14 protein-coding genes are annotated in these 14388 nt (G+C 57.5%); 13 read left to right on the top strand and 1 reads right to left on the bottom strand.

Annotation, left to right across the window (positions count from 1 at the left end):
* Positions 1 to 15: 15 nt before the first annotated feature.
* Positions 16 to 2124, bottom strand: a complete 2109-nt coding sequence (locus OKB81_RS04940) for a TonB-dependent siderophore receptor (RefSeq protein WP_029313364.1) — start codon at positions 2122 to 2124, stop codon at positions 16 to 18.
* Positions 2125 to 2495: 371 nt separating this feature from the next.
* Between OKB81_RS04940 and mioC the strand changes: the two genes are divergently transcribed.
* From mioC to atpD, 13 genes are all read left to right on the top strand, one after another.
* Entirely contained in the window at positions 2496 to 2945 is a 450-nt protein-coding gene (gene mioC, locus OKB81_RS04935; RefSeq protein ID WP_039040628.1) for an FMN-binding protein MioC, read from the top strand.
* Between the two features lie 508 nt (positions 2946 to 3453).
* Positions 3454 to 5343 carry a tRNA uridine-5-carboxymethylaminomethyl(34) synthesis enzyme MnmG gene (mnmG, locus tag OKB81_RS04930; protein WP_010672271.1) on the top strand — a complete coding sequence of 630 codons (1890 nt, stop codon included), beginning with the start codon at positions 3454 to 3456 and terminating at the stop codon, positions 5341 to 5343.
* 20 nt (positions 5344 to 5363) lie between these two features.
* Positions 5364 to 5990 (top strand): 16S rRNA (guanine(527)-N(7))-methyltransferase RsmG, encoded by a 627-nt coding sequence (gene rsmG, locus OKB81_RS04925; RefSeq protein WP_053288974.1) that lies wholly within the window; start codon positions 5364 to 5366, stop codon positions 5988 to 5990.
* A gap of 27 nt (positions 5991 to 6017) precedes the next feature.
* Complete coding sequence (locus tag OKB81_RS04920) at positions 6018 to 6821, top strand: ParA family protein (protein WP_029313362.1); 804 nt, start codon at positions 6018 to 6020, stop codon at positions 6819 to 6821.
* The gene (locus OKB81_RS04915) at positions 6818 to 7726 is read left to right on the top strand and encodes a ParB/RepB/Spo0J family partition protein (protein WP_053288928.1); all 909 of its coding nucleotides are present in this window, start codon (positions 6818 to 6820) and stop codon (positions 7724 to 7726) included. Before OKB81_RS04920 ends, OKB81_RS04915 begins: the two co-directional genes overlap by 4 nt.
* Before the next feature lie 190 nt (positions 7727 to 7916).
* A complete protein-coding gene (locus tag OKB81_RS04910) occupies positions 7917 to 8327 on the top strand; it encodes an ATP synthase subunit I (protein ID WP_048209371.1) in 411 nt (136 codons plus the stop codon).
* An 8-nt stretch (positions 8328 to 8335) separates the two neighbouring features.
* Positions 8336 to 9118 carry a F0F1 ATP synthase subunit A gene (gene atpB, locus OKB81_RS04905; protein ID WP_010672266.1) on the top strand — a complete coding sequence of 261 codons (783 nt, stop codon included), beginning with the start codon at positions 8336 to 8338 and terminating at the stop codon, positions 9116 to 9118.
* A 58-nt stretch (positions 9119 to 9176) separates the two neighbouring features.
* Positions 9177 to 9416, top strand: a complete 240-nt coding sequence (gene atpE, locus OKB81_RS04900) for a F0F1 ATP synthase subunit C (RefSeq protein ID WP_010672265.1) — start codon at positions 9177 to 9179, stop codon at positions 9414 to 9416.
* A 51-nt stretch (positions 9417 to 9467) separates the two neighbouring features.
* Complete coding sequence (gene atpF, locus OKB81_RS04895; RefSeq protein WP_010672264.1) at positions 9468 to 9938, top strand: F0F1 ATP synthase subunit B; 471 nt, start codon at positions 9468 to 9470, stop codon at positions 9936 to 9938.
* Positions 9939 to 9951: 13 nt separating this feature from the next.
* The gene (gene atpH / locus OKB81_RS04890; protein ID WP_010672263.1) at positions 9952 to 10485 is read left to right on the top strand and encodes a F0F1 ATP synthase subunit delta; all 534 of its coding nucleotides are present in this window, start codon (positions 9952 to 9954) and stop codon (positions 10483 to 10485) included.
* A 15-nt stretch (positions 10486 to 10500) separates the two neighbouring features.
* The gene (atpA, locus tag OKB81_RS04885) at positions 10501 to 12042 is read left to right on the top strand and encodes a F0F1 ATP synthase subunit alpha (RefSeq protein ID WP_010672262.1); all 1542 of its coding nucleotides are present in this window, start codon (positions 10501 to 10503) and stop codon (positions 12040 to 12042) included.
* Between the two features lie 42 nt (positions 12043 to 12084).
* The gene (gene atpG / locus OKB81_RS04880) at positions 12085 to 12951 is read left to right on the top strand and encodes a F0F1 ATP synthase subunit gamma (RefSeq protein WP_010672261.1); all 867 of its coding nucleotides are present in this window, start codon (positions 12085 to 12087) and stop codon (positions 12949 to 12951) included.
* A 33-nt stretch (positions 12952 to 12984) separates the two neighbouring features.
* A complete protein-coding gene (atpD, locus tag OKB81_RS04875) occupies positions 12985 to 14373 on the top strand; it encodes a F0F1 ATP synthase subunit beta (protein ID WP_010672260.1) in 1389 nt (462 codons plus the stop codon).
* The last annotated feature ends 15 nt before the right edge of the window (positions 14374 to 14388 follow it).

Here is a 14388-nt window from a genome sequence, read left to right as displayed (position 1 = left end):
CGCCCGGCCTGTCGCTTACCAGCGGTAGTTGACGGTGCCGACTATGCTGCGCGGCTCGCCGTAGTAGCAGTAGTAGTCGCAGCTCGCCACATAGGTGTCGTTCAGCAGGTTGTTGACGTTGATCTGGGCACGCCAGTTCTTGGCAAAGTCATACCCGATCATCGCATCCCATACGGTGTGTGCCGGTACCTGGGCGGAACCATAGATGGGGGTGTAGTCCGCATTCACCGCGCCGATGCCGACGCTGGAACCCACATAGCGCACGCCGGAACCCAGCTCAAGACCGGATACCGGGCCCTGCTGCACCTTGTAGTTGCCCCAGAAGGAGGCCTGGTGGCGCGGGATCAGGCTCGCACGACGATCGCCGTTGCCGGTGTCGTTGGTCTTGGCATCGGTATAGGTATATGCAGCGGTCAGGCGCAACGCCTCGGTGGCCTGCACGCTCCCTTCCAGCTCGACCCCCTGAGAGGTCACTTCACCGGCCTGGGTCTGCTGGCCGGAGCCGGTAGAGACCAGGGAGTTGGTCTGCTCCAGATCGAACAGCGCCAGGTTGATGTAGCCATCGAGGAAGCTGGGTGCGTACTTGACCCCGGTCTCGTAGAGCTTGCCTTCCAGCGGCTTGTAGGAGTTGCCGGTGTTGGGGTCTATCCCCGGCAGCACTTCGAAGGATTCCGCATAGGCGAAGTAAGGGGAGAGACCGTTGTCGGCCAGGTACATCAGGCTGCCGGAGAGAGAGAGGTTGTCGTCGTACTGTTTCTCGTTCTTGCTCTTGGCTTCGCTGATGTTGTGGGTTTCCACGTAATCGAAACGACCGCCCGCGGTCAGCAGCCAGCGATCATCCCAGCGGATCTGGTGCTGGGCATAGAGGCCGCTCTGACCCTTGGTGCTCTTCTGGTGGGTCGCGGTGGATTCATCAAAACCGGGGAAACCGCTGTAATCCGGGTTCATGGTGTTGATGGCGCCCATGCCATAGTTGTCGGCTTCCTGACCTTCATTTACATGGCGCTGCAGATCCACCCCCAGCAGCAGGGTCTGCTCCGTGCTGTCGGTGTTCCAGTAACCCACCATCTGGTTGTCCATGGTGGCGCTCTTGGTATCCCCATCCCGGTAGACCAGGCCGCGGTAGGCGGTGGTGCCTTCATAGGTCGGAAAGATATAGGTCTGGCGCAGCAGCAGATCGTTGTAATTGAAGCGAACGTTCTGCTTGAACTCCCAGGTCTGGTTGAGCTGGTGGGCCAGCTCGTACCCGGCGGAGATCTGGGTATTGCGATTGCGATCGTAATCCGGCTGGCTCAGGTTGGTGGAGGGATCGATCTGGCCGCCGGAGGTATTCAGGGTGCCATAGACCGGGAAGAAGCCGTTGGTCGGCACCCCTTCATCGTGCTTGAAGCTGGAGAGCAGCGTCAGCGTGGTGCGATCCGAAATATCCAGGGTCACGCTCGGCGCCAGATAGGCGCGCTCGTTGTAGGTGCCGTCCAGCACGCCGTCCCGCTCGTTGTAGAGGGCCACCAGACGATACCGGCTGTTGTCGGTAAGGGTGTCGGAGACATCCACCCCGACCTGGCGCAGATCCCGGTTGCCCAGTTGCAGGTTCACCAGTCCCTGCGGGGTCGCGGTCGGACGCTTGCTGATGGCGTTGATGACGCCTCCGGGAGGGGCTTCGCCATACAGAATGGAGGCCGGGCCTTTGAGCACTTCCACGCTCTCAAGGCCGAAGGGCTCCGGGGTCCAGACATAGTAACCGGTGCTGAACAGGCGGTTGCCATCCAGGTAAGAAGCCGCATCGAAGCCGCGCACCTTGAACCAGTCAGCATCCGTGTCCGAACCATAGGACTGGGACAGGACGCCGGAGCGATAGCGCAGGGACTCGTCTAGCTTGAGTACGGCGTGCTGGTCCAGCTCTTCGCGATTGACCACGGAAACGGCACGGGGGGTCTCTGCCATGGGGACCTCGACCTTCATGGCGGTCCCGGTCACGACCATGGTTTCGCCCGCCTTGGGCAACTCTTTATCCGCCTGTTCCGCCGCCAACACGGGCAGGGACGCCAGCAGACAGGAGAGCGGCAGCAGCTGTGCGCCTCTCTTTCGCATCACGGCATTCGGGGTATTTTTTTGCGCAATCATATAAGTGTCTCAAATATCAATAAGTTATGTTTGATTTCTTATTATGGGTGCCCAATTGGACCGGTCAGCCCGGCGCCTCAGGCGAATAAAGCAGCGCCATGCTACTACAGGTGCTGTGATCGAATCGATTCAATAATTGCTAATCATTTGCATCTGCATTGTTAATTGATGTTTTGAAGTGTCGTCTGACAACGAAAGGTGCGATGAGGTCGCAACAGGCGGAAAGAAGGCGCCACGACGGCCACGAGACCGGTTTTGGCTGCAAAAAAGTGGACAGGATCCTTATCCCCAAGCTTTATCCATATTTATCCACATGCTTTGGCGGTAAGATCCCCCCTCTTCACTTTTTCGATGACATCAGGATCCATTCCATGGCCAAACTCAACCTCGTCGTCGGCTCCATGCTGGGGGCCTCCGAATATGTCGCAGATCATGTGGTCGGCCTGCTTGAACAGGCGGGCCACCAGGCGGAGATCCACAACCCCGCCAGCCTGGCCAGGATCCTGACCGAGCCAGAAGCCATCGTGCTGGTGGTCACTTCCACCCATGGTGCGGGGGATGTACCCGACAATCTGCAGCCCTTTGCCCGGGATCTTGCCGAGCAGCAGCCGGATCTCGCCGCCTTCAAGTACGGAGTGATCGCCCTGGGGGATCGCAGTTATGACACCTTCTGCCAGGGCGGCAAGACGCTGGATCGGCTGCTGGCCGGGTGCGGTGCCAGCCGACTGGGGGATCTCCTGGAAATAGACGTGACCCAGCACGAGATCCCCGAAGATGCCGCAGAAACCTGGATCCACGACTGGATGACCTTGATCGGCTGATCAGGGCCAGGGAGATCCGGTCACGACCCCCGATCTCCCTGGTTATCCCCAGATCCCTATCCACCAGGTTATTAACAGGGGGATCCGGATAAGTTTTTCCCGAGAGCTCCCCACATGAGCTCGGATAATTGTGTATAACTTAGGTGCTAAGCTCTGCAAAACCTATAGTTATTCATGTATTAGATCTTGAAGACCATGTGTCTGTGTATAAAAACCCATGTTATCCCCCCGTTCGCCCCCTCTGGATCCAAGCTTTTCCACAAGCAGCGATCGACCTTAACCGAATGATCTTTATGATCAAAAATGCCTTATCAACAGAAGTCTCGGATCCTAATAAAAGATCCAATAAAAGATCGATCTAAAGATCCTTAAGATCTATTTAACCGATCCCTGATCCATACTGATCCTGAAGTAGACGTTCCCCTCCGGATGCTAAACAGATAGAATGATCCGCCCTTCAGACCAGGCAAACAAAGATCTTCAGGCGTGCAGATCAAGGTGATCCCCAATGCAATACCATGAACAATTTGATGTGATCGTCGTCGGTGGCGGTCATGCAGGAACCGAAGCAGCAACAGCGGCAGCCCGAATGGGTCTCAATACCCTGTTGCTCACCCACAACATAGATACGCTGGGGCATATGTCCTGCAATCCGGCGATCGGCGGGATCGGCAAGGGACACCTGGTCAAGGAAGTCGACGCCCTTGGCGGGATCATGGCGCAGGCCATCGATCTCGGCGGGATCCAGTTCCGCACGCTCAACTCTTCCAAGGGCCCTGCGGTGCGGGCTACTCGTGCCCAGGCTGATCGCCTGCTGTACAAGGCTGTGGTGCGTCAGACCCTGGAGAACTACCCGAACCTGAAGATCTTCCAGCAGGCCTGTGACGATCTGGTCATGGACGGGGATCGCGTCGCCGGGGTCGTTACCCAGAGCGGGATCCGCATCAGCGGCAAGACGGTCGTACTGACCGTTGGCACTTTCCTCAATGGTCTGATCCACATCGGCATGGAGAACTACAAAGGGGGCCGCGCCGGGGATCCTCCCTCAATTGCCCTCGCCCAGCGCCTGCGTGAAATGCCGCTGCGCATCGATCGCCTCAAAACGGGCACGCCACCACGCATCGATGCACGCACCGTCGATTTTTCTGTGATGCAGCAGCAACATGGTGACGATCCTCGCCCGGTCTTCTCCTTCATTGGCAACGCCAGCCAGCATCCGCGCCAGATGCCTTGCTACGTGACCCATACCAATGAGCAAACCCACGAGGTGATCCGCAACAACCTGGATCGCAGCCCCATGTACGCCGGGGTGATCGAGGGGATAGGTCCGCGCTACTGTCCGTCGATCGAGGACAAGATCACCCGCTTTGCCGACAAGACGGCGCACCAGATCTTTGTGGAACCGGAAGGCCTGACCACCCACGAGCTCTACCCGAACGGGATCTCCACCAGCCTGCCGTTCGACGTGCAGGTGCAGATCGTCCGCTCGATCCGTGGCTTCGAGAATGCCCATATCACTCGCCCTGGCTACGCCATCGAGTACGATTTCTTCGATCCGCGGGATCTCAAGGCCAACATGGAGAGCAAGTGCATCGAGAACCTCTTCTTCGCCGGCCAGATCAACGGCACCACCGGCTATGAAGAGGCCGCTGCCCAGGGTCTGATGGCCGGTCTGAACGCGGGCTTGCGCGCCCAGGGCAAGGAAGCCTGGCACCCACGCCGGGATCAAGCCTACATGGGCGTGATGATGGACGATCTCTCCACACTGGGGACCCGCGAACCCTATCGCATGTTCACCAGCCGTGCCGAATATCGCCTGCTGCTGCGGGAAGACAACGCGGATCTGCGCCTGACCGCCATCGGCCGCGAGCTGGGTCTGGTGGACGATCATCGCTGGAGCCTGTTCAATGCCAAGGTGGAACAGGTGGAGCAGGAACGTCAGCGCATGCGCTCGACCTGGATCCATCCACAGCATCCGTCTCTGGAGGCCGTCAACGCCCTGGTCAACACTCCCCTGACCCGGGAGCAGAGCCTGGAAGAGCTGTTGCGTCGCCCCGAGGTGACCTACGATGCCCTGATGGCCATCGAGGGTGTGGGGCCTGCATTGACCGATGCGGCTGCCGCGGATCAGGTGGAGATCCAGATCAAGTACGCCGGTTATATCGAGCGTCAGCACGACGAGGTGGAGAAACAGCTGCGCAACGAAAACACCCTGCTGCCGTTGGATATGAACTACCGCGACGTGAACGGTCTCTCCAACGAGGTGATCGCCAAGCTCAACGATGCCAAGCCAGAGACCATTGGTCAGGCGTCCCGCATCTCCGGCATCACCCCTGCCGCCATCTCCATCTTGCTGGTGCACTTGAAGAAACACGGCCTGCTGCGTAAAACCGCCTGAGGAATTCCCCGTTGGACAACATGCTGCAAAGATTGAACGGCCTGCTCATGCAGGCCGGAATTGTTATCACCGAAACCCAGAAGACCCAGTTGGTGCAGTTGGTCGAGTTGCTGCACAAGTGGAACAAGGCTTACAATCTCACCTCGGTGCGAGATCCGGACGCCATGCTGGTCAAGCATATCCTCGACAGCCTGGTGGTGAGTCCTCACCTGCACGGTGAACGCTTCATCGATGTGGGAACGGGTCCGGGTCTGCCCGGACTGCCGCTGGCCATCATCAATCCGGACAAACAGTTCGTGCTGCTCGACAGCCTGGGCAAGCGGATCAACTTCATCCGCCAGGTGATCCTGGAGCTGGGGTTGACCAATGTGACCCCCGTCAAATCCCGGGTGGAGGAGTATCAACCCGAGACCGGATTTGATGGTGTACTGAGCCGGGCTTTCGCCTCCCTGGAGGACATGCTGAGCTGGTGTCATCATCTGCCGTCACCCGAGGGCAGCTTCTTGGCGCTCAAGGGACAATACCCCGAGCAGGAACTGGCACAGTTGCCTGCCAGCATTCGCCTGGTTGCCACCCACAAGCTGGTGGTGCCGGAACTGGAAGGCGAACGCCATCTGCTGGAGTTTAAAGCCATCCAGCCCGAATAGGGCCGCCGCATTCATTTAGGGGACAGTGTGGGAAAAGTCATTGCCATAGCCAACCAGAAGGGTGGAGTGGGTAAAACCACCACCTGTGTGAATCTGGCCGCCTCCATGGCCGCTACCCGGCGCAAGGTGCTGGTGATCGATCTGGATCCGCAGGGCAATGCCACCATGGGCAGTGGCGTCGACAAGTACGATGTCGAACGCACCGCCTATGAACTGCTGATCGAAGATGCCCCTATCGGCGAGGTGATCATCCCCGAAACCTCGGGAGGCTATCACCTGATCGCCGCCAATGCCGACGTGACCGCGGCAGAAATCCGCCTGATGGAGTTTTTTGCCCGCGAGATCCGCCTGCGCAACGCCCTGGCCTCGGTCAGGGACAAGTACGACTACGTCTTCATCGACTGCCCGCCTTCTCTCAACATGCTGACGGTGAACGCCATGGCCGCCGCCGACTCCGTGCTGGTGCCCATGCAGTGCGAATACTATGCGCTGGAAGGGCTGACCGCCCTGGTGGACACCATCAGCAAGCTGGCAGCCGTGGTCAATCCGGAGCTGAAGATTGAAGGGGTGCTGCGCACCATGTTCGATCATCGCAACCGGCTGGCCAATGATGTGTCCGATCAGCTGAAACAGCATTTCGGGGACAAGGTCTATCGCACCATCATTCCCCGCAACGTAAGACTGGCGGAGGCGCCGAGCTTTGGCGCGCCAGCCATGCACTATGACAAATCATCGGTGGGGGCCAAGGCCTATCTGGCCCTGGCTGGCGAGATCCTGCGCCGCCAGGAACAGGAGTCCCAGCCGCTCACCGCAGATCGAGAGAGCATATGACGCCGAAGAAACGTGGGCTGGGCAAGGGGCTGGACGCCCTGCTCAGCACCAGCACGGCCGCCCGCCAGAAACAGGTGATGAGCGACCAGCGCACCGAACAGGCCATGGCCCCGACCAATCAGGGGGAATTGCGCAAGCTGCCGGTGGAGTGGTTGCAGTCCGGCAAATACCAGCCGCGCAAGGATATGTCCCAGGATGCGCTGGAGGAGCTGGCCAACTCCATCCGTGCACAAGGGGTGATCCAGCCCATCGTGGTTCGCTCCATCGGTGAAAACCATTTCGAAATCATTGCTGGTGAACGCCGCTGGCGTGCCTCCCAGCTGGCCCGTCTCGAAGTGGTGCCCTGCCTGGTCAAGGATGTCGCCGACGAGGCGGCCGTCGCCATCGCACTTATCGAGAACATCCAGCGTGAAGATCTCAACGCCATCGAGGAGGCCGTCGCCCTCCAGCGCCTGCTGACGGAGTTCGAACTGACTCACCAGCAGGTTGCCGAGGCGGTAGGCAAGTCCCGCACCACGGTCACGAACCTGCTGCGTCTCAACCAGCTCAACGAGGACGTGAAGCGCTTCGTGGAGCACGGCGACCTCGACATGGGGCATGCCCGTGCCCTGCTGGCCCTGAGCGGCCAGGCCCAGTCAGAGCTGGCCAAACTGGTGGCCCAGAAGGGGCTGACAGTGCGAGATACCGAGAAGCTGGTGCAAAAAGCACTGGAACCGGCAAAAACCAGGGTTGAACCCGTCCGCGATCCGCAGTTTGGTTATCTCGAGCGCCAGATTTCTGAAAAAATTGGCAATCAGGTGCAACTTCAGCCGGGCAAGAAAGATAGCGGCAAGTTAGTAATAAGTTACGATAACTTGGCAGATTTGGACCGGGTATTGGGCTATTTTGGCCTGTCAGAATCGTGATTTTTACGCTTTTTGTAGTAATAAAACATCCATTACTTTCGATATGAACATAACCTTAATTTCGCGCGGAAAGCCGCAAAAATTAAGGATTTTTGCCATGTTGCAATAGCCGTCTTCACGGGTATAATTTGACCGGCTTTTCGAGCTGTGAACCTGGGGTCTTCGGATCCCGATTTTTTACAGTTCTGTAATGTTCAGGGGTAGGTTGGTGAAGCAGAAAATAGCCTTGGAAGGTTTGACGCTGGCCTTGGCTATGCTCGTTTGTCAGCTGGTCCTGATCCTGGCGATCGCCACCGTCTGGTTTTATCAGGCGGGAAAGTTCGCCGGACAATCCTCTCTCTACGGAGGGGGGATGTACTGGGTTCCTCAAGCCCTGTTCACGCTCTGGGTTCTACGCCGCAAGGTGACGAAAGAGAGCGTAGGCCTGGTTTTGCGGGACTTTTATGGTGGGGCAGGGATTAAGCTCATTACTACAACAGGACTTTTCGCCCTGCTGTTTGGCGCCGGGATTGAGGTCGACACCGCCTCGTTCTTCGCCACTTATATCCTCGCCCTCGTTGTACAGTGGATAGTTTCATTCACGCTTAACAACCACTATTAGGAAAACTCATGTCTGCAACCGGAGAAGTCCTGACTCCTCAGGGATATATCTCCCACCACCTGACCCACCTGCAGGTAGGGTCCGGGTTCTGGACGGTGAATATCGATTCCATGATATTTTCCGTCGTGCTAGGCGCCCTGTTTATCTGGTTGTTCCGCAAGGTTGCCGTCAAGGCCACCAGCGGTGTGCCCGGTAAGCTGCAGTGCTTTGTGGAGATGCTGGTCGAGTTTGTGAATGGTAACGTCAAGGACATCTTTCATGGTCGCAACAAGGTCATCGCACCTTTGGCCCTGACGGTGTTCGTGTGGATCTTCCTGATGAACTTCATGGACCTGATCCCCGTTGACTTTATCCCTCACGCTGCACAGTTGATGGGTGTTCCCTATCTGCGTGTGGTTCCCTCTGCTGACGTTAACATCACCATGTCCATGGCTTTGGGCGTGTTCTTCTTGATCCTGTACTACAGCATCAAGGTCAAGGGTATCAGCGGGTTCGTGAAGGAGCTGACGCTTCAGCCTTTCAATCACCCTGCTGCCATCCCGGTTAACTTCATCCTTGAAACCGTCACGTTGATTTCCAAGCCTGTTTCATTGGGTCTGCGACTGTTCGGCAACATGTATGCTGGCGAACTGATCTTCATCCTGATTGCGGGTTTGTTACCCTGGTGGTCACAGTGGATCCTGTCCGTGCCTTGGGCAATCTTCCACATCCTGATCATCACTTTGCAGGCGTTTATCTTCATGGTTCTGACCATCGTCTATCTGTCGATGGCGCAGGAAGACCATGGTTGATGCAACTCAAATAATCCTTTTTATACAATCAATTACATCTAAATAAATGGAGATCCTCATGGAAAACTTGAACATGGACCTGCTGTACATCGCTGCTGCAATGATGATGGGTCTGGCGGCTATCGGCGCCTCCATCGGTATCGGTATCCTGGGTGGCAAGTTCCTGGAAGGTGCAGCCCGTCAACCTGACCTGATCCCTGTTCTGCGTACCCAGTTCTTCATCGTGATGGGTCTGGTGGATGCGATCCCGATGATCGCCGTTGGTCTGGGTCTGTATGTGATGTTTGCGGTTGCCTAAGTCATTACGACTCACGCAGAACCCATTAACTAACTAAAGAGGACATCGGCTGTGAATATCAACGCCACCCTCCTCGGCCAAGCAGTTGCTTTTTTCATCTTCGTAGTGTTTTGCATGAAGTACGTATGGCCGCCGCTGATGGCTGCCATCGAAGCCCGTCAGAAAGAAATCGCTGACGGCCTCTCTTCTGCAGAGCGTGCCAAGAAAGATCTGGAGCTGGCCAAGGCCAACGCCACCGATCAGCTGAAAGAAGCCAAGCTTCAGGCTGCTGAAATCATCGATCAGGCCAACAAACGCAAGGCCCAGATCATTGATGAGGCCGCTGTCGGAGCCCAAGCTGAGCGGGAGAAAATCCTGGCTCAGGGCCGTGCAGAGATCGAAGCTGAACGTCATCGTGCCAAAGAAGAACTGCGCAAGCAGGTTGCTGCTCTTGCCATCGCGGGTGCAGAGAAGATCCTGGCACGCCAAATCGACCAGGCTGCCAACAGCGACATCGTCGACAAACTGGTAGCAGAACTGTAACGGGAACGGGGCTATGTCTGAACTGACTACAATCGCTCGCCCCTACGCCAAGGCTGCTTTCGAGTTTGCCGTTGAGCACAAGGCGGTTGACCAATGGCTGGAGATGCTCGATTTCGCCGCTCAGGTGGCAGAAAACGAGACCATGCACAGCCTGGTAAACGGCTCCGTTGCTGCCGAAGAACTGGCAAAGCTGTTTGTCGGTGTCTGCGGTGAGCAGCTCAACGAGCACGGTCAGAACCTGATCCGGGTGATGGCCGAGAATGGTCGCTTGGGTGTGCTGCCGGCGGTCGTTGCCGAATTCGTCGCGCTCAAGGCTGAACTGGACAAAGAAGTTCAGGCTGACGTGATTTCGGCGATCGAACTGACCGACCAGCAGAAAGCCAATATTCAGGCTTCTCTGGAACAACGTCTCGCGCGCAAAGTGAAGCTGAATTGCAGCACAGATGCGTCCTTGATGGCCGGGGTGCTCATCAAGGCCGGTGATCTCGTTATCGACGGCACGGTCCGCGGTAAGCTGGATCGCATGGCCGATGCGCTGCAATCTTGATTGGGGTATTAGAGCATGCAACTGAATTCCACTGAAATCGCCGAGCTGATCAAGCAGCGCATTGCGCAGTTTGATGTCAAAAGCGAAGCGCGTAACGAAGGTACCATCGTTTCTGTAAGCGACGGTATCATTCGTATCCACGGTCTGGCCGATGCCATGCAGGGTGAGATGATCGAGCTGCCGGGCAACCGCTTCGCTCTGGCATTGAACCTGGAGCGTGACTCCGTTGGTGCCGTAGTAATGGGTCCCTATGCCGATCTGGCCGAAGGGATGAAGGTAAAGGGTACCGGCCGCATTCTGGAAGTGCCGGTCGGTCGTGGTCTGTTGGGCCGGGTGGTCAACACCCTGGGTCAGCCGATCGACGGTAAGGGTCCGGTAGACAACGACGGCTTCTCGCCGATCGAAGTGATCGCCCCGGGCGTTATCGAGCGTAAGTCTGTTGACCAGCCAGTCCAGACCGGTCTGAAAGCCATCGATGCCATGATCCCTATCGGTCGTGGCCAGCGTGAGCTGATCATCGGTGACCGCCAGGTTGGTAAGACCGCCATCGCCATCGACACCATCATCAACCAGAAAGATTCCGGCATTAAGTGCGTCTACGTTGCGATCGGCCAGAAGGCCTCCACCATCGCCAACGTGGTGCGCAAGCTGGAAGAGCACGGCGCCCTGGCCAACACCATCGTGGTCGTGGCTTCTGCCTCCGAAGCGGCTGCTCTGCAGTATCTGGCTCCCTACGCCGGTTGCTCCATGGGCGAGTACTTCCGTGACCGCGGCGAAGACGCACTGATCATCTATGATGACCTGTCCAAGCAGGCCGTTGCCTATCGCCAGATCTCCCTGCTGCTGCGCCGTCCGCCTGGACGTGAAGCTTACCCGGGTGACGTCTTCTATCTGCACTCCCGTCTGCTGGAGCGTGCTGCTCGCGTCAACGCCGAGTACGTAGAGAAGTTCACCAATGGTGCCGTGAAAGGCCAGACCGGTTCCCTGACCGCCCTGCCGATCATCGAAACCCAGGCCGGTGACGTCTCCGCGTTCGTTCCGACCAACGTGATCTCCATCACCGATGGCCAGATCTTCCTGACCTCCCAGCTGTTCAACTCCGGTATTCGTCCGGCGGTTGACCCGGGTATCTCCGTATCCCGTGTGGGCGGTGCTGCTCAGACCAAGATCGTCAAGAAGCTGTCCGGTGGTATCCGTACCGCGCTGGCCCAGTACCGCGAACTGGCGGCATTTGCCCAGTTCTCTTCCGACCTGGACGATGCTACTCGCAAGCAGCTGGATCACGGTCAGAAAGTCACCGAGCTGATGAAGCAGAAGCAGTACTCTCCGATGAGCGTGGCCCAGCAATCCCTGGTGCTGTTCGCCGCCGAGAAGGGTTATCTCGCCGATGTCGAACTGAGCAAGATCGTCGACTTCGAAGCCGCTCTGCTCTCTTACGCCAATACCCAGCATGCCGAGCTGATGGCTGAAATCAATGCCAAGGCCGACTACAACGACGCGATCGTTGGCAAGCTGACTGCGTTGCTGGATGACTTCAAGGCAACCCAGACCTGGTAAGCGTGTGTGGCAGCGCAAGCTGCCACCTGATGGAGAGAAGAGATGGCCGGCGCAAAAGAGATACGTAACAAGATCGGGAGTGTGAAGAACACTCAGAAGATCACCAGCGCTATGGAAATGGTGGCAGCGAGCAAGATGCGCCGTGCGCAGGAACGCATGTCTGCCAGCCGTCCGTACGCTGAAACCATGCGCAAGGTGATCGGCCATATCGCTCAGGGGAACTTGGAATACAAGCACCCCTACCTCATCGAACGTGAGGTGAAGCGAGTGGGTTACATCGTCGTCTCCACCGACCGTGGCCTGTGTGGTGGTCTGAACATCAACCTGTTCAAGGCTGCCCTCAATGATATGAAGCAATGGAGCGCGAAAGGTGCCAAGGTTGACCTGGCATTGATCGGTAACAAGGCCTCCAACTTCTTTGAACGGCACGGCGCCAAGGTGAAAGCCCACGTCTCCGGACTGGGTGACAACCCGAGCGTCAATGACCTGATCGGTTCAGTGAAGGTCATGCTGAAGGCTTACGACAACGGTGAGATTGACAGGCTGTATCTGGTGTACAACAAGTTCGTCAACACCATGGTTCAGCAACCAAAAGTCGATCAACTGCTGCCTTTGCCCGTAACAGAAGACAGCAAGCTCGCCAAGAAGCACCACTGGGACTACCTCTATGAGCCGGATCCCAAGCAACTGCTGGATACCCTGCTGATTCGCTACGTCGAATCCCAGGTCTACCAGGGTGTGGTAGAAAACTTGGCAAGTGAACAGGCAGCCCGAATGGTTGCCATGCAAGCCGCGACTGACAACGCCGGCAACCTGATTAACGATCTGCAACTGGTATACAACAAGGCCCGTCAGGCCAGTATTACCCAGGAGCTCACAGAGATCGTTTCCGGTGCTGCTGCGGTGTAAGGCAAGGGTTATCAAAGGTTTAGAGGATTTGACATGAGTAACGGTTTCATCGTCCAAATCATCGGCGCTGTGGTGGACATCGAGTTCCCGCAGAATGCCGTGCCCCAGGTGTACGATGCACTGAAGGTTGTCAGCGAAGGCCAAGGCCAGGGTCTGGTACTGGAAGTTCAGCAACAGATCGGCGGCGGCGTCGTGCGTTGCATCACCATGGGTTCCTCCGACGGTCTGCGTCGTGGGTTGGAAGTAGTTAACAGCGGCAAGGCCATCCAGGTACCGGTCGGTACCTCGACCCTGGGCCGTATCATGAACGTACTGGGCGACCCCATCGACGAGAAGGGTCCGATCGGCGAAGAAGAGCGTTGGTCCATCCACCGCGAAGCCCCCAGCTACGAAGATCAGTCCAACAGCACCGAGCTGCTGGAGACCGGCATCAAGGTTATCGACCTGGTATGTCCGTTCGCCAAGGGTGGTAAGGTTGGTCTGTTCGGCGGCGCCGGTGTAGGCAAGACCGTCAACATGATGGAGCTGATCCGTAACATCGCGATCGAGCACAGCGGTTACTCCGTGTTCGCCGGTGTAGGTGAGCGTACCCGTGAGGGTAACGACTTCTACCACGAGATGATGGAGTCCAACGTACTGGACAAAGTATCTCTGGTTTACGGTCAGATGAACGAGCCGCCCGGAAACCGTCTGCGCGTGGCGCTGACCGGCCTGACCATGGCCGAGAAGTTCCGTGACGAAGGTCGTGACGTGCTGTTCTTCGTGGACAACATCTACCGTTACACCCTGGCCGGTACCGAAGTATCCGCACTGCTGGGCCGTATGCCCTCCGCAGTAGGTTACCAGCCGACCCTGGCCGAGGAGATGGGTGTTCTGCAAGAGCGCATCACCTCCACCAAGACCGGTTCCATCACCTCCGTCCAGGCCGTTTACGTGCCTGCGGATGACTTGACCGACCCGTCTCCGGCGACCACCTTCGCCCACCTGGATGCGACCGTCGTACTGTCCCGTCAGATCGCGGCTCTGGGTATCTACCCGGCCGTTGACCCGCTGGACTCCACCTCCCGTCAGCTGGATCCGCTGGTGGTTGGCAAGGAGCACTACGAGACCGCTCGTGGCGTTCAGACCGTACTGCAGCGCTACAAGGAGCTGAAGGACATCATCGCCATCCTGGGTATGGATGAACTGTCAGAAGAAGACAAACTGACCGTAGCCCGTGCCCGTAAGATCGAGCGTTTCCTGTCCCAGCCGTTCTTCGTGGCAGAAGTGTTTACCGGTTCTCCGGGCAAATACGTGCCGCTGAAGGAAACCATCCGTGGCTTCCAGGGCATCCTGAAGGGCGAGTATGACGATCTGCCGGAGCAGGCGTTCTACATGGTTGGCGGCATCGACGAAGTCGTCGAGAAGTCCAAGAAACTGTAAGCCTCGATAGGAGGG

Source organism: Aeromonas sp. QDB56 (assembly GCF_027705505.1).
Classification (GTDB): Bacteria; Pseudomonadota; Gammaproteobacteria; order Enterobacterales; family Aeromonadaceae; genus Aeromonas; species Aeromonas caviae.
This window is presented reverse-complemented; position numbering and strand designations above follow the sequence as displayed.

Coding starts and splice junctions, on each gene's coding strand:
- OKB81_RS04940 (WP_029313364.1), bottom strand. CDS start 2,124: ATGATTGCGCAAAAAAATACCCCGAATGCCGTGATGCGAAAGAGAGGC.
- atpE (WP_010672265.1), top strand. CDS start 9,177: ATGGAAAACTTGAACATGGACCTGCTGTACATCGCTGCTGCAATGATG.
- mnmG (WP_010672271.1), top strand. CDS start 3,454: ATGCAATACCATGAACAATTTGATGTGATCGTCGTCGGTGGCGGTCAT.
- rsmG (WP_053288974.1), top strand. CDS start 5,364: ATGCTGCAAAGATTGAACGGCCTGCTCATGCAGGCCGGAATTGTTATC.
- OKB81_RS04910 (WP_048209371.1), top strand. CDS start 7,917: ATGTTCAGGGGTAGGTTGGTGAAGCAGAAAATAGCCTTGGAAGGTTTG.
- mioC (WP_039040628.1), top strand. CDS start 2,496: ATGGCCAAACTCAACCTCGTCGTCGGCTCCATGCTGGGGGCCTCCGAA.
- atpH (WP_010672263.1), top strand. CDS start 9,952: ATGTCTGAACTGACTACAATCGCTCGCCCCTACGCCAAGGCTGCTTTC.
- OKB81_RS04915 (WP_053288928.1), top strand. CDS start 6,818: ATGACGCCGAAGAAACGTGGGCTGGGCAAGGGGCTGGACGCCCTGCTC.
- atpA (WP_010672262.1), top strand. CDS start 10,501: ATGCAACTGAATTCCACTGAAATCGCCGAGCTGATCAAGCAGCGCATT.
- atpG (WP_010672261.1), top strand. CDS start 12,085: ATGGCCGGCGCAAAAGAGATACGTAACAAGATCGGGAGTGTGAAGAAC.
- atpD (WP_010672260.1), top strand. CDS start 12,985: ATGAGTAACGGTTTCATCGTCCAAATCATCGGCGCTGTGGTGGACATC.
- atpB (WP_010672266.1), top strand. CDS start 8,336: ATGTCTGCAACCGGAGAAGTCCTGACTCCTCAGGGATATATCTCCCAC.